21 protein-coding genes are annotated in these 21,506 nt (G+C 70.2%); 13 read left to right on the forward strand and 8 right to left on the reverse strand.

Going from position 1 to position 21,506, the window contains the following annotated elements:
* Positions 1-123 precede the first annotated feature (123 nt).
* Positions 124-1,350: a choice-of-anchor P family protein gene (locus tag KFLA_RS04850; protein WP_012918646.1), complete on the forward strand. Its 1,227-nt coding sequence runs from the start codon at positions 124-126 to the stop codon at positions 1,348-1,350.
* A 164-nt stretch (positions 1,351-1,514) separates the two neighbouring features.
* On the opposite strand, the gene dtd is transcribed toward KFLA_RS04850, so the two are convergent.
* The gene (gene dtd, locus KFLA_RS04855; RefSeq protein ID WP_012918647.1) at positions 1,515-1,940 is read right to left on the reverse strand and encodes a D-aminoacyl-tRNA deacylase; all 426 of its coding nucleotides are present in this window, start codon (positions 1,938-1,940) and stop codon (positions 1,515-1,517) included.
* Positions 1,941-2,045: 105 nt separating this feature from the next.
* Between dtd and KFLA_RS04860 the strand changes: the two genes are divergently transcribed.
* The 3 genes from KFLA_RS04860 (at position 2,046) to KFLA_RS37250 (ending at position 6,313) form a co-directional block, all read left to right on the forward strand.
* Positions 2,046-2,876 (forward strand): beta-keto acid cleavage family enzyme, encoded by an 831-nt coding sequence (locus KFLA_RS04860; protein ID WP_041289148.1) that lies wholly within the window; start codon positions 2,046-2,048, stop codon positions 2,874-2,876.
* A gap of 660 nt (positions 2,877-3,536) precedes the next feature.
* Positions 3,537-4,100: a hypothetical protein gene (locus KFLA_RS04865; RefSeq protein WP_012918649.1), complete on the forward strand. Its 564-nt coding sequence runs from the start codon at positions 3,537-3,539 to the stop codon at positions 4,098-4,100.
* Positions 4,100-6,313: an AAA ATPase-like protein gene (locus KFLA_RS37250; RefSeq protein ID WP_012918650.1), complete on the forward strand. Its 2,214-nt coding sequence runs from the start codon at positions 4,100-4,102 to the stop codon at positions 6,311-6,313. The genes KFLA_RS04865 and KFLA_RS37250 overlap by 1 nt, the downstream gene beginning before the upstream one ends.
* 199 nt (positions 6,314-6,512) lie before the next feature.
* On the opposite strand, the gene KFLA_RS04875 is transcribed toward KFLA_RS37250, so the two are convergent.
* Positions 6,513-6,908 (reverse strand): DsrE family protein, encoded by a 396-nt coding sequence (locus KFLA_RS04875; RefSeq protein ID WP_237706734.1) that lies wholly within the window; start codon positions 6,906-6,908, stop codon positions 6,513-6,515.
* 140 nt (positions 6,909-7,048) lie between these two features.
* Between KFLA_RS04875 and KFLA_RS04880 the strand changes: the two genes are divergently transcribed.
* Positions 7,049-7,543 carry a heme-binding beta-barrel domain-containing protein gene (locus KFLA_RS04880; RefSeq protein ID WP_012918653.1) on the forward strand — a complete coding sequence of 165 codons (495 nt, stop codon included), beginning with the start codon at positions 7,049-7,051 and terminating at the stop codon, positions 7,541-7,543.
* A 211-nt stretch (positions 7,544-7,754) separates the two neighbouring features.
* On the opposite strand, the gene KFLA_RS04885 is transcribed toward KFLA_RS04880, so the two are convergent.
* Both KFLA_RS04885 and KFLA_RS04890 read right to left on the reverse strand, forming a co-directional pair.
* Positions 7,755-8,435, reverse strand: coding sequence for a response regulator (locus tag KFLA_RS04885; RefSeq protein WP_012918654.1), 681 nt, complete (start codon positions 8,433-8,435; stop codon positions 7,755-7,757).
* Complete coding sequence (locus tag KFLA_RS04890; protein WP_012918655.1) at positions 8,428-9,684, reverse strand: sensor histidine kinase; 1,257 nt, start codon at positions 9,682-9,684, stop codon at positions 8,428-8,430. Before KFLA_RS04890 ends, KFLA_RS04885 begins: the two co-directional genes overlap by 8 nt.
* Positions 9,685-9,855: 171 nt before the next feature.
* Here KFLA_RS04890 and KFLA_RS04895 point away from each other — a divergent pair, with 171 nt between their 5' ends.
* The 6 genes from KFLA_RS04895 to KFLA_RS04920 all read left to right on the forward strand — a co-directional run bounded on the left by KFLA_RS04895 (position 9,856) and on the right by KFLA_RS04920 (position 15,095).
* The gene (locus KFLA_RS04895; protein WP_012918656.1) at positions 9,856-11,238 is read left to right on the forward strand and encodes a C4-dicarboxylate transporter DctA; all 1,383 of its coding nucleotides are present in this window, start codon (positions 9,856-9,858) and stop codon (positions 11,236-11,238) included.
* A gap of 93 nt (positions 11,239-11,331) precedes the next feature.
* Complete coding sequence (gene ygfZ / locus KFLA_RS04900) at positions 11,332-12,336, forward strand: CAF17-like 4Fe-4S cluster assembly/insertion protein YgfZ (protein WP_012918657.1); 1,005 nt, start codon at positions 11,332-11,334, stop codon at positions 12,334-12,336.
* Between the two features lie 58 nt (positions 12,337-12,394).
* The gene (locus KFLA_RS04905) at positions 12,395-13,396 is read left to right on the forward strand and encodes an asparaginase (protein WP_148256550.1); all 1,002 of its coding nucleotides are present in this window, start codon (positions 12,395-12,397) and stop codon (positions 13,394-13,396) included.
* Between the two features lie 95 nt (positions 13,397-13,491).
* On the forward strand, positions 13,492-14,049 hold the full coding sequence (locus KFLA_RS04910; RefSeq protein WP_012918659.1) for a helix-turn-helix domain-containing protein: 558 nt from the start codon (positions 13,492-13,494) through the stop codon (positions 14,047-14,049).
* A 57-nt stretch (positions 14,050-14,106) separates the two neighbouring features.
* A complete protein-coding gene (locus tag KFLA_RS04915; protein ID WP_012918660.1) occupies positions 14,107-14,640 on the forward strand; it encodes a hypothetical protein in 534 nt (177 codons plus the stop codon).
* A 101-nt stretch (positions 14,641-14,741) separates the two neighbouring features.
* The gene (locus KFLA_RS04920; RefSeq protein WP_012918661.1) at positions 14,742-15,095 is read left to right on the forward strand and encodes a DUF2516 family protein; all 354 of its coding nucleotides are present in this window, start codon (positions 14,742-14,744) and stop codon (positions 15,093-15,095) included.
* Between the two features lie 282 nt (positions 15,096-15,377).
* On the opposite strand, the gene KFLA_RS04925 is transcribed toward KFLA_RS04920, so the two are convergent.
* Positions 15,378-16,223 carry a L,D-transpeptidase family protein gene (locus tag KFLA_RS04925; RefSeq protein WP_012918662.1) on the reverse strand — a complete coding sequence of 282 codons (846 nt, stop codon included), beginning with the start codon at positions 16,221-16,223 and terminating at the stop codon, positions 15,378-15,380.
* Between the two features lie 181 nt (positions 16,224-16,404).
* Between KFLA_RS04925 and KFLA_RS04930 the strand changes: the two genes are divergently transcribed.
* Complete coding sequence (locus tag KFLA_RS04930; protein ID WP_012918663.1) at positions 16,405-16,908, forward strand: macro domain-containing protein; 504 nt, start codon at positions 16,405-16,407, stop codon at positions 16,906-16,908.
* Between the two features lie 34 nt (positions 16,909-16,942).
* Here the strand turns inward: KFLA_RS04930 and KFLA_RS04935 are convergent, their stop codons facing one another.
* Both KFLA_RS04935 and typA read right to left on the reverse strand, forming a co-directional pair.
* Positions 16,943-17,521 carry a L,D-transpeptidase gene (locus tag KFLA_RS04935; protein WP_012918664.1) on the reverse strand — a complete coding sequence of 193 codons (579 nt, stop codon included), beginning with the start codon at positions 17,519-17,521 and terminating at the stop codon, positions 16,943-16,945.
* A gap of 120 nt (positions 17,522-17,641) precedes the next feature.
* On the reverse strand, positions 17,642-19,504 hold the full coding sequence (gene typA, locus KFLA_RS04940) for a translational GTPase TypA (RefSeq protein WP_012918665.1): 1,863 nt from the start codon (positions 19,502-19,504) through the stop codon (positions 17,642-17,644).
* 298 nt (positions 19,505-19,802) lie between these two features.
* Here typA and KFLA_RS04945 point away from each other — a divergent pair, with 298 nt between their 5' ends.
* Positions 19,803-20,441, forward strand: a complete 639-nt coding sequence (locus KFLA_RS04945; RefSeq protein WP_012918666.1) for a TetR/AcrR family transcriptional regulator — start codon at positions 19,803-19,805, stop codon at positions 20,439-20,441.
* Between the two features lie 305 nt (positions 20,442-20,746).
* Here the strand turns inward: KFLA_RS04945 and KFLA_RS04950 are convergent, their stop codons facing one another.
* Entirely contained in the window at positions 20,747-21,490 is a 744-nt protein-coding gene (locus KFLA_RS04950) for an SDR family oxidoreductase (RefSeq protein ID WP_012918667.1), read from the reverse strand.
* Positions 21,491-21,506: the final 16 nt, after the last annotated feature.

Raw genomic sequence — 21,506 nt, forward strand, 5'->3', positions numbered from 1 at the left:
CGGCGGTTAGGTAACGGTTTGGTCACGGACCATGCTTTGCTCGTTACCAACCGCGACCACCTGAGTTGTGTCTGTGTCCTGGCCCGCACTGTGGGTCACGTCATCACTCAGGGAGGAGGGGTCATGAGACCCCGCATCGGATACAAGAAGCTCGCTGCCGTCGGAGTTGCGGCGGTTGTCGGCGTAGCTTCGACGATCGCGCTGACCTCGGGCTCGGCGTCCGCTTCGCCGGTCTACGGCTACAGCGGTTACGCGTTCGGCACCGACGTCAAGACCGGACTCGTGAACAGCGGTCCGCAGGTCATCAGCCAGATCGCGTGCACCACCAACGCGCGGAGCAAGTCGCAGAACGACCTGGCCACGGCGAACATCAACGACCAGGCGATCGCCCGCACCGTCAAGACCAGCACCAACGCTTTCGCCGACCACCGCGGCAACGGCGTGACCAGCACCGCCACCGCCGTCGACATCAAGCTCGGTTCGCTGCTCGCGCTGACCGGCGCCAAGACCACGACCACCGCGTGGGTCAAGAACGGCGTCCTGCAGTACACCGGCAGCACCACCTTCGCCGGCGTGAAGATCGGCAACACCTCGGTTCCGTCGCTGCTCAAGGCCAAGCCGAACACCAAGGTCGCCGTTCCGGGCCTCGGCTACATCGTGCTGAACCGGGTCGGCGGCGTGAAGACCGGCACCGGCATCTACTCGTACGCGCAGGCCGTCGTGCTGCACGCCACGGTGAAGAACCGTTACATCCCCGAAGGCGTCGACATCGCGGTGCTGAAGACCCGCGCCGAGGTCACCAAGCCGGCCACCGCGATGGTGATCGGTGACGCGTACGGCACCAAGGCCAACGTCGACAAGCTCGTCACCTCGGGCCCGACTTCCTACCAGGCCACCTGCCAGGGCACGGAAGGCAAGACGCACCGCGTCGCGGTGGGCGAGCTCAACATCCCGAAGGTTGCCTACGTGGGTGCGGTCTACACCACGAAGAAGGGCGACATGGGCGCGAACAAGTCCTACGTCGACTTCAGCTCGCACGTCGCCGGCATCAAGGTCGGCAAGCTGTCCATCGGCGCGATCGAGTCCGCCGCGTCGGCGTGGAAGACCAAGGACGGCAAGGTCGGTCTGACGTCCTCGTCCAGCGTCGCCTCGATCAAGGTCGGCAACAAGACCTACCCGGTGAAGACCGGCGAGAACGCGGAGCTGGAGATCCCCGGCGTCGCCAAGCTGACCTTCAACCAGGTCGTGCGTCAGCAGCGCTACATCTCCGTGAACGCGCTGGTGATCGACGTCTACAGCCTGAACACCAAGGTTGTCGTGGGCCACTCGGCCGCCGGTGTGATCGGCTGATCCAGCCACACACCCTCCCTGTCTGAGTCGCACCTCACCGACCCAGACAGGCACTCGATCGGCCCTCGCCCCGGATCCACGGATCCGGCGCGGGGGCCGATTCTTTGGTTCCGCCCGTTTGCTGCCTTCGGCGCTCAGGCCGGTCGTGCCCTTCGGTGCGGAGGTCAGGCGTCGAGTACGAGCGTGACCGGGCCGTCGTTGACCAGGCTCACCTGCATGTTGGCGCCGAAGCGGCCGCGCTCGACCTTGGCGCCGAGGGATTCCAGCGCCGCGCAGAACGCGTCGTACAGGGGTTCGGAGACCGGGCCGGGGGCGGCTGCGCTCCAGGACGGGCGCCGGCCCTTGCGGGTGTCGGCGTACAGGGTGAACTGGCTGATCGCCAGGATCGGGGCCTGCTCGTCGGCGCAGGACCGCTCGTCGCGCAGGATCCGCAACGTCCAGATCTTCGCGGCCAGGGTCTTCGCCTTCTCCTCGGTGTCGTCGTGGGTGACGCCGAGCAGGACCACCAGGCCCGGCTGATCGATCGCCCCGACCACCTCGCCGGCGACCTCGACCGAAGCTCGACTCACCCGCTGTACTACTGCTCTCATGGCAACAGTCTGACAAGGTGAGCCATCAGCCGGAAATCATCCGGTCTCTGCGTCGTTTGGCCGGTGAATCTCCCGTTCGAGGGGGACATCTGGCACGATTCGTCCATGACGTCGACGTTGATCACCGTTGCCCCGACCGGCGCCGAGACCGCGAAGGCGGACTGCCCGGCGCTGCCCACCACGCTCGAGGAGCTGGTGGAGACCGCCAAGCGCTGTGAGGCCGCCGGCGCCGCGATGATCCACATTCACATCCGCGACGCCGATCACCGTCCGACCCTCGACCTCGGCCGGCTCACCGAGACCGTCGCCGCGATCCGGGAGAACACCGCACTGATCGTCCAGCTGTCCACCGGCGGCGCCGTCACCGACCCGTTCGAGCACCGGCTCCGGGTGCTGGAGGCCGCGCCCGACTCGTGCTCGCTGACGATGGGCACGGTCAACTTCGGCGACGACGTGTTCATGAACCCGTGGCCGTTCGTCACCGAGCTGTACCAGCGCACCCAGGAGCGCCACGTCGTGCCGGAGTTCGAGCTGTTCGACCTCGGTCATGTCGCCGCTCTGCACCGGCTGCTCGACAAGTTCGGCCTGCCGTACGGCGGCAAGGTGCACTGCGACCTGGTGATGGGCGTGCCCGGCGGCATGCCCGGTACGCCGGACGCGCTGGTGGCGGCGGTGAGCAGCCTTCCTGCGGCGGTGACGTCCTGGTCGGCCACGGGTGTCGGGCGGACGACCCTTCCGGTGGCGCTGACCGCGCTGGCCAAGGGTGGTCATCTCCGCGTCGGCATGGAGGACACGCTGACCCTGGCGAAGGGGCAGCCGGTCACCCACAACGCCGAACTGGTCGAACGGGCCGCCTCCCTCGCCACGCTGGCCCAGCGTCCGCCGATGTCACCCGACGAGGCCCGCGACCTGCTGAACGTCGATCGCCGCGTCTGAACCACCGCCGCGCGCGTCCGCCGACCGCGAGGATCGTGGCCCCGAGCAACAACCAGTCGCGGAGGTGGTCGCGCGGCAGGACGGTCGGTTGGCGCCCTTGCCGTACCGGAGCAGGAGCGGCATCGCGATGTGCGTGGTGGGGCCGGCGTACCAGGACGGGGTCCGCCTGCCGGTTCTCACCGCCTCGCGGCCGTCGTCCTGCAGCATGCGACCGGCCGATCGCCGCGGTCGGCTCCGCGTCGGCTCTCAGTCGTCGACCGGCCCGGGCGATACGCCGCGTACCTCGGCCGTTCGCCGTACCCCGCCCGTCATCCGCGAGCGCACGGGCTGCATGTTCGGCCAAAAGTCCGCCCATCGGTTCCGAGCCCCCTGCATGCGGACCGATGCCGTTGCCATCGGCCGGCTACTTGTCTCCCTCTTCTTCGTGCTCTGGTCGATACGTCGGGTTTCGGGTGGGTCGGGCCCGACCGTGGATCGTTGTCGGATTGCAGGTTTTGGCGGGTCGTCGGGGGTGGTAGGGGCGTGGGAAGGTGATGGGTCCGTTCGCGGTGCGGAACTGTCCGGCCGGGAGGGGATCTGGACAGCCTGTGGATACGTCTCAGCGGGATGGCACGGGTTCGTCCTAGGCTGAACCGGTCGGGTGAGAGAGGAGAGGGTCTGGTGAGGACGCAGCAGCGGTCGCCGGAAGACGACGAACGCGCTATGGCCGACCTCGCGGAAGTCCGCGACTGGAGCCTGCTCTGGGGGCCGCCGGAGACGGGGCTGGCGGCGATTCGCGCGCTGGTGGCCCGGGTGGTTGCCGCGACCGGCTGGCAGCCGTGGGCTCCTGGCGACATCGACCCGGCCAGCTACGCCTGGGGCCTGGTCACGCCGCGCGAGACCGTCATGCTCGCGCTTCCCGACGCCGTACTGCCGGAGAGCCCGCGCGGGTTCTGGTCGGCGTACGACATCGCCCCGGACGAGGTCGCGGACGCAGCCGAGTTGCTGGACGACCACTGGCCCGAGCAGCTGCAACTGGCTCGGCAGCACTGGGGTGACCCGGTGTTCGTCGGTCCGGGCGACGACCCGCGCATCCCCGACGAGTGGCGGGACCGCAGGCGGCACCTGGCGGTGTGGTTGCGGCCCGGCGCGGAGCTCCATCTGTACGCCACCCGGCTCATTCCGGGTGAGGCGAATCCGACCGCCGGTTTCGCGTACTCCGTCTATGCGAGCGAGGTGGCGTGATGGCGTCGATCGAGGAAGAGCTGCTGGAGGACCTCTACCGGGCGTTCAAGCGGACCGCTCGGCTGGTGTCGCGCACGTTCGGCAAGTTGCGCGGGCGGATGCGCCGCCGGCACCGGGCGTCCCGCACGCTCGGTGCGCAGGGATCGACGTCGGTTCCGACGCCGGCGAACGACGACATTCCGCCGCAGCGGGACGGCGACCTGGAGCGGCAGGAGCGTCAGCTCAACGCGCAGGAGCGGCGGGCGATGACGGAGGCCGTGCTCGAGCTGTTCCGGAACAACCCGGAAGCGCGGTCGCAGCTCCAGAACCTCACCGACCACCAGAAGAACACGCTGCTGCTCGGCCTGGTCGAGCGTGCAATGCGGGACCGGGACGAGTTCCTGCGCGACGACCCGGACCCGGAGGTGCAGCTCGGCCGCCCGGAGCTGGAGCCGGCCCAGCGCGATCCGCTCGACTTGGACGGCAACCGGATCCTCGACGCGCGCGACCGCGACCTGCGCGAGGACGAGGTGGACCGGAGGGTCGACGTGGACGGCGACGGGATTCCGAACGCCCGGGACGAGGACTTGACCGACCAGCGACGCGAGGAGAGCAACGAGCGCGAGGAGCAGGCGTCCGAGGACCGGCAGGACGAAGTTCGGGACGAGCAGAGCCGCGAGGAGCAGGACCGCGACCGTCGGGAGCGTGAGGGTCAGGACGGGCCCGATGGGCCGGACGTGCTGCCGGCAGCCGCGGCCGGAGCCGCCGCTGGGCTGGCGGTGGACGAGCTGGATCGGGACGACGCTGCCGACGCCGGTACGCCGGATCGCGACGCCCTGGAGGGTGACCGCGCGCAGGGCGGGCCGGAGGTGGACCGCCAGGAGCTCGATGCCGGTCAAGGTGGAGCCGAGCGCGACGGGCAGGACGCCGACCGAGGTCCGGGGGAGCCGGAGCGCGACAGCCAGGAGCTGGACCGAGATCAAGGCGATCCCGAACGGGAGGCGCAGCAAGCAGAAGCCGAGCGCGCCGAGCCGGCGCTGGACGGACCGCAGGCGGAGCTGGACCGGGAGGAGGCCGACCGGGACGCCTCTGAGGTCAGTCAGCCGCAGGCAGAGACTGACCAGCAGGTCGATCGCGACCAGGAGCAGGTTGACCGGGAGACCGCGCAGTCCGAGCGCGACGAGGCTGAGCAGGACCGCGATGCGCCCGAGATGGACCAGCAGGCCCAGCGCGACACGCAAGAAGCCGATCGGGACCAGCCGGAGCCGGAGCGGGATGCCCAAGAGGCCGACCGCGACCAGCCCGACCGGGACGCGCAGGAGACGGACCGGCAGGAGCAGGACCAGCAGGTTGACCGGGATGCGCAGCAGCCGGAGCGCGATCAAGCGCAGATGGATCGCGAGGCCCAGCAGGCGGAGCGTGCCGAGGCTGAGCAGGACCGCGATGCGCCCGAGGTGGACGAGCAAGCTCAGCGCGATGCGCAAGAGGCTGATCGGGACCAGCCGGAGCCGGAGCGGGATCAGCAGGCTGAGCGGGATGCGCAGCAGGCGGAGCGCGATGCGCAGGAGGTTGATCGGGGTCAGCCTGGGCCCGAGCGGGATCAGTTGGCTGAGCGGGAGGCGCAGCAGGCCGAGCGGGACGCCCAGCAGGCTGAGCGAGATGCGCGGGAGGGTGACCGGGATCAGGCGGAGCCGGGGCGGGATCAGCAGCCGGAGAGCGAGCGGGGACAGCAGGCTGAGGCGGAGCGGCCGGGACGGGAGTCGCAGGAGGCCGAGCAGCCCGCCGAAGTAGAGCGGCCGGCGTTGCCAACCGCGGGCGACGAGCGGGCAGTCAACGAGGCGCGGCAGGAGCAGCAGCAGCAACCTCAGCAGGAGCAGCAGCAACAGCCTCGCCAAGACCAGCAACAGCAACAGGCGCGGCAGGCGCGGCAGCCCACGGGTCCGCTGGAGACGCGCCTGGAGGCAGACCGTGCGGCACAGCGGGCGAAGGAGCTGAGCGGGCAGGCCAACGGTCAGCAGCTGAACGGTTCAGCCGGCGGCCGAGGGCTGTCCGAGGCTGACATGAGGAAGTTGCAGTCGATCAACCACGACGGTCGGGCGGGAGCTTCGCGCGCACCGTCAGGCTCCGATCGCCAACTGGTGACCGCCGGCCAGGCCGGGCGCACCCCCGGCGCCCAGCACCAACGCGACACCGACCGCACCCGAGGCCAGGACCCCATCGAACGCAAGCAGTGACCGCGACCGAGGGGGGAGGCACTCGCCGATGAGCAGCTGTCCGCCCCCTCACCCCCCGCGCCGGCGTGTCGCCGACCGCACCGAGGTGAGCTGCGGCTGGCCGAGCTGAAGCTGGCTCGTCCAGCCGCAGCGCGACCTCGCACTGCGGTAGCCGGTGTCTACAGGCCGCCGAGGCTGGTGGCTCCAAAGGACCGACAGGTCAGTAGACGATGGCCTGCGCGTTCTCCGTGAGGATTTCCTCGGTGAAGGAGGGGGCGCCGGCGATTCTGGTGCCGGGGAGCAGGTCTGTTTCGGTGAGGTCGCGGCGTTTGGCGCACTGGGTGCAGACGGTGAGTCGGCCGCCGGCGAGAACGGCCGCGATCAGATCGGCGAGCGGGGCCGCGTGGGGCAGGGCGACGGCGTCGGCGCGGCCGGGCACGGCGAACCAGACGGCGTCTCCGGTGAGCCAGAGAGAGACGGTGGCGCCGGAGGCGACGGCGGTGGCGGCCACGGTGCAGGCCTGGTTCGCGCGTTCGGGTTCTTCGGCGCCTGCGGTCAACTTGATCACCAGCGTGCGGGACATCACGCCACCGTAGCCCAGCAGCCCGCGCGCCATCGCCTAGACTGGCGAACGTGCTGCACGTCATCTTCACGAGCCTGCTGGTTCTGGTCTGTGTGTTCATGGGCTGGTTCTCGGCGTTCGTCGTCTACCGGCTGTTCCGCGGCCGCGGCACGAACTGACCCCGGAGCAGGTACATGCCGTTCGAGATCCCGCAGGACCTGCACCCCGACCTGATGCCGCTGGCCTGGCTGCTCGGGCGGTGGGAGGGCCGCGGGCACGGTGACTACCCGACCATCGAGAAGTTCGAGTTCGGGCAGCAGATCGACTTCAGCCACAACGGCAAGCCGTACCTGCACTACGTCAGCCAGACCTACGTGGTCGCCGAGGACGGCACCAAGGAGCGTCCGCTCGCGGTGGAGACCGGGTTCTGGCGGCCCAAGCCGGACAACAAGCTCGAGGTCGTGATGGCGCACCCGACCGGGTTCGCGGAGATCTGGTACGGCGACATCGACGGCGCCAAGGTCGAGATGCAGACCGACGTGATCGCGCGGACGGCGACGGCCAAGGAGGTCAGCGCGGGGCATCGGCTCTACGGGCTGGTCAAGGGCGAGCTGCTCTGGGCGTACGACATGGCCGCCGAGGGGCAGCCGCTGCAGCCGCACCTGTGGGCGACGCTCGTCCGCGCCTGAACTCCGGGCGACGGGCTGCCTGCTGTCTGATCCACCTGCCTGGCTGGGCACGCGAGCAAGCTCGCGGGATGCACCCCGCCGCTCCCAGCACCCCGCCGCTGCTCGCTGGCGGACTGCACTTTGAGCACCCACCAACCAAATGTGCGGGCGTTCCGTGGCTGAGCGGTGCTCGAAGTCGGCGTTGAGGGGCCGGCGGGGTTGCGGACGGTGGTCAGCTTTCGCTGACCCAGGAGTATTCGACTTTGGGGCGGCCGCTGCGGCCGTCGTAGCGTTGGGTGCGGAGGGCCTGGCCCTGGTCCGCGAGGTGTTCGAGGTAGCGGCGGGCGGTGATGCGGGACGTGCCGAGGGACGTCGCGACCTCCTCCGCGGTCCAGCCCTCGCGGTTGCCGAGCAGTTGCACGACGCGGTCCAGGACCGAGCCCGCCAAGCCCTTCGGCACCGACGAAACGGTTGCTGGGTGCAACAAGCGGTCGACCTCGTCCTGGTCCGCGACCACCTGGCCGGACTCGGCGGCGCGGCGTTGGCGGGCGTACGCCGAGAGCCGGTCGCGCAGCGTCTCGAAGGCGAACGGCTTGAGCACGTACTGCACCACCCCGATCCGCGCCGCGGCCTGCACCGCCGACACCTCCCGGGCCGACGTCACCGCGACCACGTCGGTCTGGTTGCCCGCGGCCCGCATACGCCGTACGACGTCCAGGCCGTGGCCGTCGGGCAGGTTCATGTCCAGCAGGACCAGGTCGATCTGCCCGTGGCTGAGCACCTGCAGGGCGCGAGCGGCCGTGCCGGCGATTCCCACACAGGTGAAGCCGGGCAGGCGATCGACGTACGTCCGGTGGGCCTCGGCGGCGACCGGGTCGTCCTCGACCACCAGTACGCGCAGCAGCTCAGGCACTCGCGCTCACCGCCCGCGGCAACCGGACCCGCACGGTCAGCGCCGGAATCTCGTCCAGCTCGGAGTCCGGGTCGACCATCAACGTGCCCTGCCAGCGTTCGACCGTACTGCGAACCAGCACCAGCCCCAACCCATGCCCCGGCTCACTCTTCGTCGTCCAGCCCCGATCGAACATCCGCGCCAACTCGCTCGCCCCCAACTCGGCGCCCGTGTTGGTGACGGCCAGGTCGATCGCGTCAGGCGTGGTACCGGCTCTCAGTTCGACCCGCCGCGGAGCGGGTCCGCCGCGCGCGGCCTCGATCGCGTTGTCCAGCAGGTTCCCGACGACGGTGACGACGTCCTGCGCGGGCAGTCGGGTGCTCAGCGCCTCCGACCCCAGCTCCAGCGTCAGCAGTACGCCGCGCTCCTGCGCCTGGGACAGCTTCGCCAGCAGCAGCGACGCGAGCACCGGATCGCCGACCGTGCCGACGACTCGATCGGTCATCGCCTGCGCGAACTGCAGCTCCGACACCGCGAACTCCCGCGCGCGCTCCGGCCGGCCGATCTCGATCAGGCTCACCACGGTGTGCAGCCGGTTCGACGCCTCGTGGTTCTGCGCCTGCAGCGACTCGGCCAGGCTGCGGACAGCGTCCAGCTCGCCGAGCAGCGCCTGCAGTTGGGTGTGGTCCCGCAGCGTCACGATCCGCCCGGACCGGGCCGGTTGCTGGTTCACCACGACGACGCCCTGCGCGCCGAGATGCAGTTCGTCGTACGCCGTCCGGCCCTGGCCGAGCAGCTCCGCGAGGCCGGCCGGAAGGTGGAGGTCTTCGACCGTCGCATCCGGTGGGACCTCGCGCAGACCGAGCAGCCGCCGCGCCTCGTCGTTGACCAGCTGGACGTGTCCGTCGGCGTCGATCAGCAGCAGTCCCTCGCGGGCGGCCCGCAGGACGCCCTGGTAGAAGTCGAGCATCCAGGCCAGCGTCTGGGTCCCGATGCCGCGGGTGGCCCGACGGACCCGCCAGGAGACCAGCGCGTTGCCGGCGATCGCGACGCCGAGCATCAGGCTGGCGATGCCGAGCATGGTCCGGGTCTCGGCCCGCAGCAGCTCGGACCAGCCGGGCGGCGTGATGCCGGCGGCCGCGGCGTCCCGGTCGGCCTGGGCGCGGGCGCGGCTGGCCATCGTGATCCAGACCATGGCGACCAGCACGGTGACCGTCGCGGTCTGCAGCCAGAGCACCTGGTGCCGCAGCTCCCACGACCGTCGTCTCATGGCGACATTGTGCACACCAGTGCCCCCGCTGGTGGTCCCACGGCGATCCGGACGCTTCGGTACCCGCCGAACCGACGTGCTGCCGTGCGAACGATATGAACGAAATGCGCCGTTGTCCTGTGCGTCACGTCACAGTTACTCAGAACCGCACCGCCCGGCCGAGGAGCCTGTATGTCGAGCACCGCACCCCGCCCCACCCCGGTCCGCAACGACCGGACCCATTTTCTCTACATCGCCGTCATCGTCGCCGTCGCGCTCGGCATCGGTGTCGGCTTCCTGTTCTCCGACTTCGCGGTCGAGCTGAAACCGCTCGGCACCGGCTTCGTGAACCTGATCAAGATGATGATCAGCCCGGTCATCTTCTGCACCCTGGTGCTCGGCATCGGGTCGGTCCGGCAGGCCGCCAGCGTCGGCAAGGTCGGCGGCCTGGCGCTGCTGTACTTCGTGGTGATGTCGACCGTCGCGCTGGCGATCGGCCTGGTCGTCGGCAACCTGGTGCAGCCGGGGTCCGGCCTGAACCTGACCGACAAGCTGCGCGAGACCGGCCAGAGCCAGGCCGAGGGCGCGCACGCGACCACCACCGAGTTCCTGCTCGGCATCATTCCGAAGACGATCGTGTCGGCGCTGACCGAGGGTGAGGTCCTGCAGACCGTGCTGGTCGCGCTGCTGGTCGGCTTCGCGCTGCAGGGCATGGGCTCGAAGGGCCAGCCGATCCTGAACGGCATCGCGCACCTGCAGCGGCTGGTCTTCAAGGTGCTGGCGATGATCATGTGGGCCGCGCCGATCGGTGCCTTCGGCGCCATCGCGGCCGTCGTCGGCGCCACCGGCGGCGACGCGCTGATCAGCCTCGGCAAGATCATGCTGGCCTTCTACATCACCTGCCTGCTGTTCGTGGTGGTCGTGCTCGGCACGCTGCTGCGCGTGGTCACCGGTCTGTCGATCTTCCAGCTGCTGCGCTACCTGGGCCGCGAGTTCCTACTGATCGTGTCCACCTCCTCGTCGGAGACCGCGCTGCCGCGGCTGATCGGCAAGATGGAGCACCTCGGGGTGTCCAAGAGCGTGGTCGGCATCACCGTTCCGACCGGCTACTCGTTCAACCTGGACGGCACCGCGATCTACCTGACGATGGCCTCGCTGTTCATCGCCGAGGCGATGGACCAGCCGTTCTCGCTCGGGCAGCAGATCTCACTGCTGGCGTTCATGATCATCGCCTCGAAGGGTGCCGCGGGCGTCACCGGCGCCGGGCTGGCCACGCTGGCCGGCGGCCTGCAGTCGCACCGGCCGGAACTGGTCGACGGCGTCGGCCTGATCGTCGGCATCGACCGGTTCATGTCCGAGGCGCGGGCGCTGACGAACTTCGCCGGCAACGCGGTCGCCACCGTGCTCGTCGGCCACTGGGTCGGTGAGCTGGACCGCGACCAGGTTCGTCAGGTCTTCGCCGGCGAGGACCCGTTCGACGAGGCCGCCTTCGCCGCCGGCGACACCCACGCCGGCGACGTCCCCGAGCCCGTCACCGCCGGTCCGGCCGGCGATGCTCAGGACCGCATTCACTAGAACCACCTGTCCCACCCCTCACCAGTGCCCGTCAGCTCGCCGCTGACGGGCACTGGTCTGTCCGGGGTACGGCGCTGGACGTACGCTGGTGACATGTCATCGAAGCGCAGCCCCCTGCTGGATCTGCCCGGCGCGGTCGAGGCCGACGGCCTGGACGCCGGTGTCGCGGCGCACTACGGCTCCGACCTGCGCGAACAACGCGCTCTCGTCGCCGGCCAGAGGTACGTCGACCTGTCCCACCGGGACGTGGTCACGATCAGCGGGCCGGACCGGCTCACCTGGCTGCACGCGCTGACCACCCAGTACTTCGAGGGCATGCGTCCGGGGACCTCGACCACGGCTCTGCTGCTGTCCCCGACGGGACACGTCGAGCACGCCATGTACGGCGTGGACGACGGCGAGACGTTCTGGCTGCACACCGAGCCCGGCGCCGCGGCCGCGCTGGTCGAGTGGCTGCAGAAGATGGTGTTCATGTCCCGGGTGGAGATCGCCGATGTCACGGACGCCTTCGCGATCGTCTGGCGTCCCGGCACCGCTCCGGCCGACGGACCGCTGACCCGCAGTGGCGGCGACTCGCTCGGTGGGTACGAGACGTTCCTGCCCCGCGAGGAGCTGTCCGCGTTCGCCGAGCTCGCCGGGCCGCCGGCCGGAGTCTGGGCCTACGAGGCGCTCCGGATCGAGGCGGGAGCGCCGCGGCTGGGCCTGGACACCGACGAGCGGGCGATTCCGAACGAGCTCGGCTGGCTCGGCATCGGCGTTCACCTGGACAAGGGCTGCTACCGGGGGCAGGAAACCGTCGCGCGCGTGCACAACCTGGGCCGGCCGCCGCGCCGCCTGGTCCGGCTGCACCTCGACGGCTCGGTGGATCACCTGCCGGCCCACGGGTACGCCGTACGGGCCGGTGACAAGCAGGTCGGCTTCGTCGGGTCGGCGGCCCGGCACCACGAGCTCGGGCCGATCGCGCTCGCGCTGGTCAAGCGCTCGGTGGACCCCGCGGCCGAGCTGCAGGTGGTCGCCGAGGACCAGCCGACGGTGACCGCGACCCAGGAGCTGATCGTGCATCCGGAGGTCGGGCTGCACGTGCGCGCCCGGCTGTGAGCCGAATCATCTCCAACAGAGGTTTTTGCCCCTGACTGCCGGGCCGTACAGTGCAGCCGTGACCGAACCTGTGATCGTGGCCGACGTCGTCCGCAGCGACTTCGTGGAAGGACACCACCGCGGCTCGGTGGTGGTGACGAATCCCGACGGCAGCGTCGAGTGGTCCGCCGGGGTGGTGGACCGGCCGATGTTCCCGCGCTCGTCGAACAAGCCGATGCAGGCGCTCGGCATGCTGCGTCACGGCCTCGACCTGGACGGCGAGCTGCTCGCGCTGGCCGGTGCGTCGCACTCGGGTGAGCAGTTCCACCTGGACGGCGTACGGCGGATCCTGGCGGGCGTGGGGCTGGACGAGTCCGCGCTGCGTACGCCGCCGCAGTACCCGGTCGAGGACCACGTGCGGGACGCGTGGGTCCGGGCCGGCCATGGTCCGGAGCGAATCACCATGAACTGCTCCGGCAAGCACGCCGCGATGATCGCCACCTGCGTCGCGAACGGCTGGCCGATCCACGACCCCGCCCAAGAGACCAGCCCGGACGGCGTCTGGGGCGACGACGACTACCGCTCGCCGCGGCACCCGCTGCAGCAGGCGATCCGGACCGCGGTCGAGGACTCGGCCGGCGAGAAGGTCGCGTACGTCGCGGTCGACGGCTGTGGCGCGCCGATCCTGGCCATCAGTCTGGCCGGGCTGGCGCGCTCCTTCGGGTTGTTCGCCGCCGCAGCGGAAGGAACGCTCGAGCGCCGGATCGCCGACGCGTTCCGGCAGTACCCGGAGTACGCCAGCGGGAGCAAGCGCGACGAGGCCGAGCTGATCCGCGCCGTTCCGGGGTTGTTCGGCAAGGTCGGCGCGGAGAGCGTGTACGCCGTCGGGCTGGCCGACGGTCGGGGGATCGCGCTGAAGATCGAGGACGGCAGCGCCCGCGCCCGGGCCGTGGTGATGGCCGCGGTGCTGAAGAAGCTGGGCGTCGAGCACGAGGTGATCGGCAAGCAGCTGCACGCCCCACTGCTCGGCGGCGGCGTCCAGGTCGGCTCCGTCCGCCCCCACTCCGCCACCTTCGCCTGACCACAGCCTTCACCCGTCGGCATTGTCACGGAAAGTGAGCGGGCTCACTGTGTGTTTGCTTGCAATTGCAAGCGTGCTGCTAGCACACTGGGGCCATGGCCAAGTTGAGTGATCGTGCCGCAGGTGCGGTGGGTTCGGTGGGGGAGTACCTCGCCGAGCAGCGCCGGCACGCGCAGTTGTCGCTGCGGCAGCTCTCCGACCTGGCCGGGGTGTCGAACCCGTACCTCAGCCAGATCGAGCGCGGCCTGCGCAAGCCGTCGGCCGACGTGCTGCAGCAGCTGGCCAAGGCGCTGCGGATCTCCGCGGAGACCCTGTACGTCCGGGCCGGCATCCTCGACCCCGACGACGGCTCGGACGGCGCCGGCCGGGCCACCGGCGTGACCGACGCGATTCTGCTGGACCCGGCGCTGACCGAGCGCCAGAAGCGGGTCCTGCTGGACGTGTACGCGTCCTTCGTCCGGGAGAACGCGACGGACGACCAGCCGGACGACCCGGCGGACCCCGAGAAGACCGCGCCGGCGACGACGCCCGCGGCCCCCACGACCGCGGCCGAGAAGCCCGCGGCCCCGAGAACCACTGCCCGCAAGACCGCGTCCGCGCGCAAGCCGGCGGTCGCCAAGAGCGCGCCGGCCCGCAAGCCGGCGACCCCCTAAGCCCCTGCAGTTGCACGCACAGCTCAGTAGATCCGCTATGTCCCGAGGAGAAGCCTGATGGCTACCCGTACCCCCGTCACGCCCCTGTACGTCATCGCCGGTGCCGGCGACCTGGCCGTGGAGAAGTTCCGCGCGGTCAGCGAGGACGTCAGCACCCGGTTCGCCCAGCTGGACCAGAAGGCCCTGCAGAGCACGCTGCAGACCGAGCTGACCAAACGTCAGGCCGAGCTGTCCAAGCGGCTCGAGGCGCTGGCCGTCGAGGCCCGGACCGTGCCGGCGAAGCTCCGCGAGCTGCCGGCCGTCGCCCAGGCCGGCCTCACCACCGTGCTCGGTCAGGCCGAGGAGACCTACGAGGACCTGGCCAGCCGCGGCGAGGAGATCGTCGCCCGGATCCGCAGCCAGAAGGCCACCGAGGACCTGGTCGCGCAGGCCGAGACCACGGTGAGCAAGGCCAAGGCCACCCGGACGACCACGAAGAAGACCGCCGACAGCGCCTCCCGCAACGTCAAGGCGACCGCCACCAGCGCCCGCAAGACCGCGAAGAGCGCCTCCAAGGCCGCGACCGACGCGGCCGCCAAGGTCGGCGACTGACCGTAGTACCGCCGCTGCGGCGGGCTGGAAACACCGACGGGTGGTCCGAATCTGCCGCTGGGCAGAGGTGGGCCGCCCGTTGGCTTGTTAGGCTCGTACGCATGCACGCACTCGCCACGTTCCCGGTCCTGTTCCCGGGGTTCGGTAATCCGATCGACGTCATCTGGTGGGTGCTGCTCGGCCTGAAGCTGGTCGCGCTGCTGGATGCCGTCTTCCGCCCCCGCGCGGTCTTCGTCGCCGCGGACAAACTGACCAAGCCGGGCTGGGTGCTGATCCTGGCCACCTTCTCGCTGTCGCAGATCTTCCAGGGCTGGCTCAGCTTCTTCGGCCTGATCGGCATCGTCGCCGCCGGCGTCTACCTGGTCGACGCGCGACCGGCCCTGCGCGCCGCCACCGGCCGCGGCCGGGGCGGCGGCTGGGGGATCCGCCGCCGCCGCGGCCCCCGCCCGCTCTGACCCACACCCAGCCCTCCCCTCGCCGCACGCCGCCCCCACCGCCGCCGGCGCGCACTTCCCCCGCCGGGCCAGCCCTCCGCCGGGCCAGCCCCCGCCGGGCCAGCCCTCGCCGGGCCAGCCCCCGCCGGCGCGCCTGCCGATGCCGGGGCGCACTTTCATGGGTTAACCCTTCAAAGACAGGGTTGGCCCACCGGAATTTGGTGGGCCAACCGTGCACCTGAGGGGTTAACCCACGAGAGTTCGGCTCAGGATCCGGGTGGGGCGGCGGAGGGGTGGGGTGGGTTACGAGCGGTAGACGATGACCTTGTCGCCGACCTTCACCTGGTCGAACAGCCACTTGATCTTGGCCAGGTCGCGAACGTTCACGCAGCCGTGCGAGCCGCCGGCGTACCCGCGGGCGGCGAAGTCCGAGGAGTAGTGCACGGCCTGGCCGCCGCTGAAGAACATCGCGTACGGCATCGGCGAGTCGTACAGCTTCGACACGTGGTTGCGGCTCTTCCAGCCGACCGAGAACCCGCCTTCGCGGGTCGCCGTCTTCTGGGCGCCGAACCGGACGTCGAACTGCATTTTCACGGCACCGTCGACGACGTACCGCAGTTTGCGGCTGGTCTTGTCGATGCAGAGCGACACCCCGGTCGCGCAGCGCGGGTCCAGGGGCCTGCCGTTCACCACCGGAGGCGGCGGGAACAACTCGGTTTGGGTGGGTTCACGCGTCGCGGCCTTCAGCTGGTCCCAGGTGTTCTGGTCGACGTAGCCGAGCGCGGGAATGCCCTTCGAGGTCTGGAACTTCTTCACCGCGGACCGGGTCGACGTACCGAAGGAGGCGTCCAGCCAGCGCTTGTCCAGCAGCTTCAGCTGGATCAGCCGGGCCTCGACCTTGCGGACGTCGGGACTGGTGGCGCCGTTGCTCCACAGTGCCTTCGGGTAGATCGGCAGCTCACCGCTGACCTCGAACGGCACCGTCTTCAGGTCCGTGCTCGCCACCGGCGCGGCAGGGGCGGCGGTCGCTGAACTCGCGGTGCCCTCCAGCCCGTAGACCATCATCCCGGTCGCCGCCGCGGCGACGACGGCGCCGGCCATCACGTGCCGGACCGCCGACATCCCCCGTACCCAGTTTCCCGTGCGCATCCGAACCCCTCGTGGTCGAACCGTCCCCCGCAGCAGGTGAATCCTCCTGCAGCAGTAGGACGTCCTCACCGACCTGTTGGTTGGCACCGTTCGGTTTCCACGGTGCCGGGACAGCGTAGGGGGTGGAACGGACCCGGTACACCTGTGGAGGGCAAGTCGTGACCTGTTCCACACTGGGGCGATGGAGATCGTCCTGAGCACCGAAGACATCACGACCGTGCCGGCCGACGCGATCGTCAACGCCGCGCACCACGCCTTGCGCGGAGGCGGTGGGGTGGACGGAGCGATCCACCGGGCCGGCGGACCGGCGATCCTGGCCGAGCTGGTCCAGCGCTACCCGGACGGCCTGCCGACCGGAGAAGCCGGCTGGACGACGGCGGGCGACCTGCCGGCGTCGTACGTGATCCACGTGGTGGGGCCGAACCACACGGCCGGCCAGCGGGATCCGGCGCTGCTGGAGTCCTGCTACCGCAACGCGCTGCGGATCGCGGACGAGCTCGAGGCGGCCCACCTGACGCTGCCCGCCGTCTCGGCCGGCATCTACGGCTGGCCCGCGCAGTCGGCCGCCGACATCGCCGTCCGGACCCTGCGCCGTACGCCGACCGCGGTGCGGACCGCGACCTTCTGCCTGGTCGAGCCGCGGCTGTTCAAGGCCTTCACGACGGCGACGGCGGCCGGGGAGTGATCCCCGGCCGCCGTCGTGGTGTCCGTGCTGGTGCTCAGGCGTTGTAGACGAGCACCTTGTCGCCGATCTTCACCCGGGCGAAGATCCAGGCGATCTTCTTCTTGTCGCGCATGTTCGCGCAGCCGTGCGAGGCGCCGTTGTAGCCACGGGCCTTGAAGTCGGCCGAGTAGTGCACGGCCTGGCCACCGCTGAAGAACATCGCGTACGGCATCGGCGACTTGTAGATCGACGAGACGTGGTTCTTCGACTTGCGGTACACCTTGAAGCTGCCGTTGCGGGTCGGCGTCCTCGGGCCGCCGAAGCGCACGTCGCCGGTGGCGAGCAGCTTGCCGTTGTACAGGAACGCCAGCTTGCGCGTCTTCTTGTTCATGCAGATGATCCGGCCGGTCATGCAGCGCTTGTCGAGCCGCAGCTTGCCGGGCACCAGCACGTTCTTGCCGGCCGGCTTCTTCGCCGCCGGAGCCTTCGGCTGCGGAGCGGTGGCCTTGGGCGCAACCTTCGGTGCCACGGCCGGAGCGGCCTGGGCCGCCGTCGCCGGTCCGGCGGTGAGCACGCCGACCCCCAGGAGCGCGACCGCCGTCGTGGTGGCGCCGAGCTTACGCAGAATCCCCATGTCCCCTTGTCCTTCCCCCAACTGAGTAACTTCCACTGTGTAGACGTCGTGCGGGCCCGGCCGGTTCGGTCACGATCCGGATACTCCCCCGTGGATCGTGACCGCCGGCGACGTCGTCGATCAGCCCTTGTTCTTGCGGCCCAGCTTCGCGCGCTCGATCTGGGTCAGCGCGACCTTGCGCATCCGGATCGCGTCCGGCGTGACCTCGACGCACTCGTCCTCGCGGCAGAACTCCAGCGACTGCTCGAGCGAGAGCTTGCGGGCCGGCACCAGCTTCTCGAACTCGTCCGCGTTCGAGCGGACGTTGGTCATCTTCTTTTCCTTGGTGATGTTGACGTCCATGTCGTCGGCGCGCGAGTTCTCGCCGACGATCATGCCCTCGTACACCTCGGTGCCCGGCTCGACGAACATCGTGCCGCGCTCCTGCAGGTTGATCATCGCGTACGACGTCGCGACGCCGGTGCGGTCGGAGACCAGCGAGCCGGACGGGCGGGTGCGCAACTCGCCGAACCACGGCTCGTAGCCCTCGAACACGTGGTGCGCGATGCCGGTGCCGCGGGTGTCGGTGAGGAACTCGGTGCGGAAGCCGATCAGGCCGCGGGCCGGGACCAGGAACTCCATCCGGACCCAGCCGGTGCCGTGGTTGGTCATCTGCTCCATCCGGCCCTTGCGGACCGCGAGCAGCTGGGTGACGGTGCCGAGGTACTCCTCGGGGCAGTCGATGGTCAGCCGCTCGACCGGCTCGTGCTTCTTGCCGTCGATCTCCTTGGTGACCACCTGCGGCTTGCCGACGGTGAGCTCGTAGCCCTCACGGCGCATCTGCTCGACCAGGATGGCCAGCGCCAGCTCACCACGACCCTGCACCTCCCAGGCGTCCGGACGCTCGGTCGGCAGCACCTTGATCGACACGTTGCCGACCAGTTCCTTGTCGAGCCGGTCCTTGACCAGGCGGGCGGTGACCTTGGTGCCCTTGGTCCGGCCGGCCAGCGGCGAGGTGTTGGTACCGATCGTCATCGAGATGGCCGGCTCGTCCACGGTGATGAACGGCAGCGGCTTCGGGTTCTCCGGGTCGGCCAGGGTGTCGCCGATCATGATCTCCGGGATGCCGGCGATCGCGACGATGTCACCCGGTCCGGCCGAGTCGCCGGGCACCCGCTCGAGCGCCTCGGTGACCAGCAGTTCGGTGATCTTGACCCGCTGGAAGGTGCCGTCGTGCTTGCACCAGGTGACCTGCGAGCCCTTCTTCAGGGTGCCCTCGTGCACCCGGACCAGCGCGAGCCGACCGAGGAACGGCGAGGCGTCCAGGTTGGTGACGTGCGCCTGCAGCGGCGCGCCCTCGGTGTACTCCGGGGCCGGCACGTTGGCCAGGATCGTCTCGAACAGCGGCTCGAGGTCCTCGGAGTCCGGCATGCCGCCGTCCTCGGGCTGGTTCAGCGAGGCGCGGCCGGCCCGGGCCGAGGCGTACACGACCGGGAAGTCGAGCGCGCCCTGGTCGGCGTCGTGGTCCAGCAGGTCGAGGAACAGCTCGTAGGTCTCGTCGACGACCTCGGCGATCCGGGCGTCCGGGCGGTCGACCTTGTTGACCACCAGGATCACCGGCATCTGCCGGGCCAGCGCCTTGCGCAGTACGAACCGGGTCTGCGGCAGCGGGCCCTCGGAGGCGTCCACCAGCAGCACGATCGCGTCGACCATCGACAGGCCGCGCTCGACCTCGCCACCGAAGTCGGCGTGACCGGGGGTGTCGATGATGTTCAGCGTCATCTGCTCGCCGTTGGCCATCTTGTGCCGGACGGCGGTGTTCTTGGCGAGGATCGTGATGCCCTTCTCACGCTCCAGGTCGCCGGAGTCCATCGCGCGTTCGTCCACGTGCTGGTGGGCTCCGAACGCGCCGGACTGCCACAGCATCGCGTCGACCAGGGTGGTCTTCCCGTGGTCGACGTGGGCCACGATGGCCACGTTGCGCAGGTCATTACGGAGGGGCATGCGGAAGCGCTCCAAGCAGTTGGGACAAAGAGTCAGGCGGTGGCTACGGCGTGTTAGGTGTCGCACGAGATGCCACTCGACGCACTGCGCAGCCATGTCATCCTACCGGTGACCCACTGTGTGCACGAAACCGGCGAACCCTTTGACATTCGTTGACCGGACGTCCAGTCTTGAGGTGGGCGCCTGGGGAGGGGCCGGGGGGAACACCGCGAAGGAACACCGGGGGGTCGGTCCCGGAGCGCCGAGCACACCGTGGGGGGTTGCTCGGCCTCCAGGAACCTGACCAGGGAAGAAGAACGTGCCGCGGTCGGTCGCCACCAACCAGGAGATGCGGGAGCGGTCCCGCGAGCGCATTCTCGGCGCGGCTCTCGAGGTGTTCGCCGAGAAGGGCTACGAGGCCGCGTCGATCTCCGACGTCACCGCACGGGCCGGGGTGTCCCGCGGCCTGGTGGCCTACTACTTCCCGTCCAAGCGGGAGCTGGCCGCGCAACTGCTGGACCGGTGGCTGGACGGGATCGCCGGCCTGCTCGCGATCACCGGTACGCCGGACGAACGGCTCGCCGGCATCATCGACGGAGCCCTCACGGCGGCCGCGGCCGGCCTGCCGGTGCAGCGGCTGGCGATCTCGCTGATGATGCAGCCGAGCACGCACGGGGTGTTCGCCGAGGTGGAGACCCGGAAGTCGGCCCGGCTCGTGCTGGTCGAGGACGCCATCCGCGAGGTCTTCGCCGCGCGCGGTGCCGCCGACCCGGCCGTCGAGGAAATGTTGCTCCGGGCAACTCTCGAGGGCGTCACGGTCAAGCTCGCGATCTACCCCGAGACCTTTCCGCTCGAGCACGTCCGCCGCCGCCTGCACGCCGGCTACGGCCTGCCGGCACCGACGACGCCGCTGCCGGTCCCGTCGCCCCCGGTCAACCGCCTCCGCGCCAAGGCCTGACGCCTCACCCTCGCCTCCCTGGATGCTCTCTCGCCCCGCCGCCGAAGGCACTTTGAGCACCGGGCAGCCACCAGAACGCCGCGCAAGTGGCCGAGCCGTGCTCAAGGTCGGACCGTTCCGGGGATGCGTAGCGGGGTTGATCGGGTTTGGCCGGTGCACCCTTCGGAGCAGTTTGTGCACGGGGTAGCCATCGGGCCGCAACGACAGCGGCTGAACCGTGCCCAAGGTGGGGCGTAGGGAGCTGAGCCCGAAGTGGGAGGTGAGAGGAGGAAGACGCGGGGACGACCGGTCCGGTACGGCGTTGCCTACTGGACCCGGTGGACCTTGTGCTGGGCGGCCTGGGCGCGGGGGCGGACGGTGAGCCGGTCGATGTTGACGTGCGGGGGTCGGGTGGCGACCCAGGTGACGATCTCGGCGACGTCCTGCGAAGTCAGCGGCTCGGCGACCCCGGCGTACACGGCCTCGGCCTTCGCCTCGTCGCCGTCGAAGCGGGTGAGTGCGAAGCCCTCGCTGCGGACCATGCCGGGCGCGATCTCGCAGACCCGGACCGGCTGGTCGAACAGCTCCAGCCGCAGCGTGTCCACGACCGCCTTCACCGCGTGCTTGGCAGCGACGTACCCGCCGCCGCCCTCGTAGGCGACCTGGCCGGCCGTCGAGCCCATCACGACGATCGTGCCGCGGCCGGCGACCAGGGCCGGCAGCAACGACTTCGTCACCGCGGCCACGCCGATCACGTTCACCTCGTACATCCGCCGCCAGGCGCCCAGGTCGGCCTCCGCGACCGGCTCGAAGCCGAACGCGCCGCCGGCGTTGTTGACCAGCAGGTCGAGCCGGTCGCCGACGGCCGCGGTGAGCGCCGCGACGTCCTCGGCCGAGGTGACGTCACAACGCACGGCCCGGCCGTCGATCTCCTTGGCGAGCGCCTCCACCCGGTCCAGCCGGCGGGCCGCGCACACCACCTCGAACCCGGCCCGGCCCAGATCGCGGGCGGTCGCCGCCCCGATCCCGCTACTGGCTCCGGTCACTACGGCAACAGGACGAGTCGTCATAACCGAAGTCTTTCAA

This window comes from Kribbella flavida DSM 17836 (assembly GCF_000024345.1).
Taxonomy (GTDB): Bacteria; Actinomycetota; Actinomycetes; order Propionibacteriales; family Kribbellaceae; genus Kribbella; species Kribbella flavida.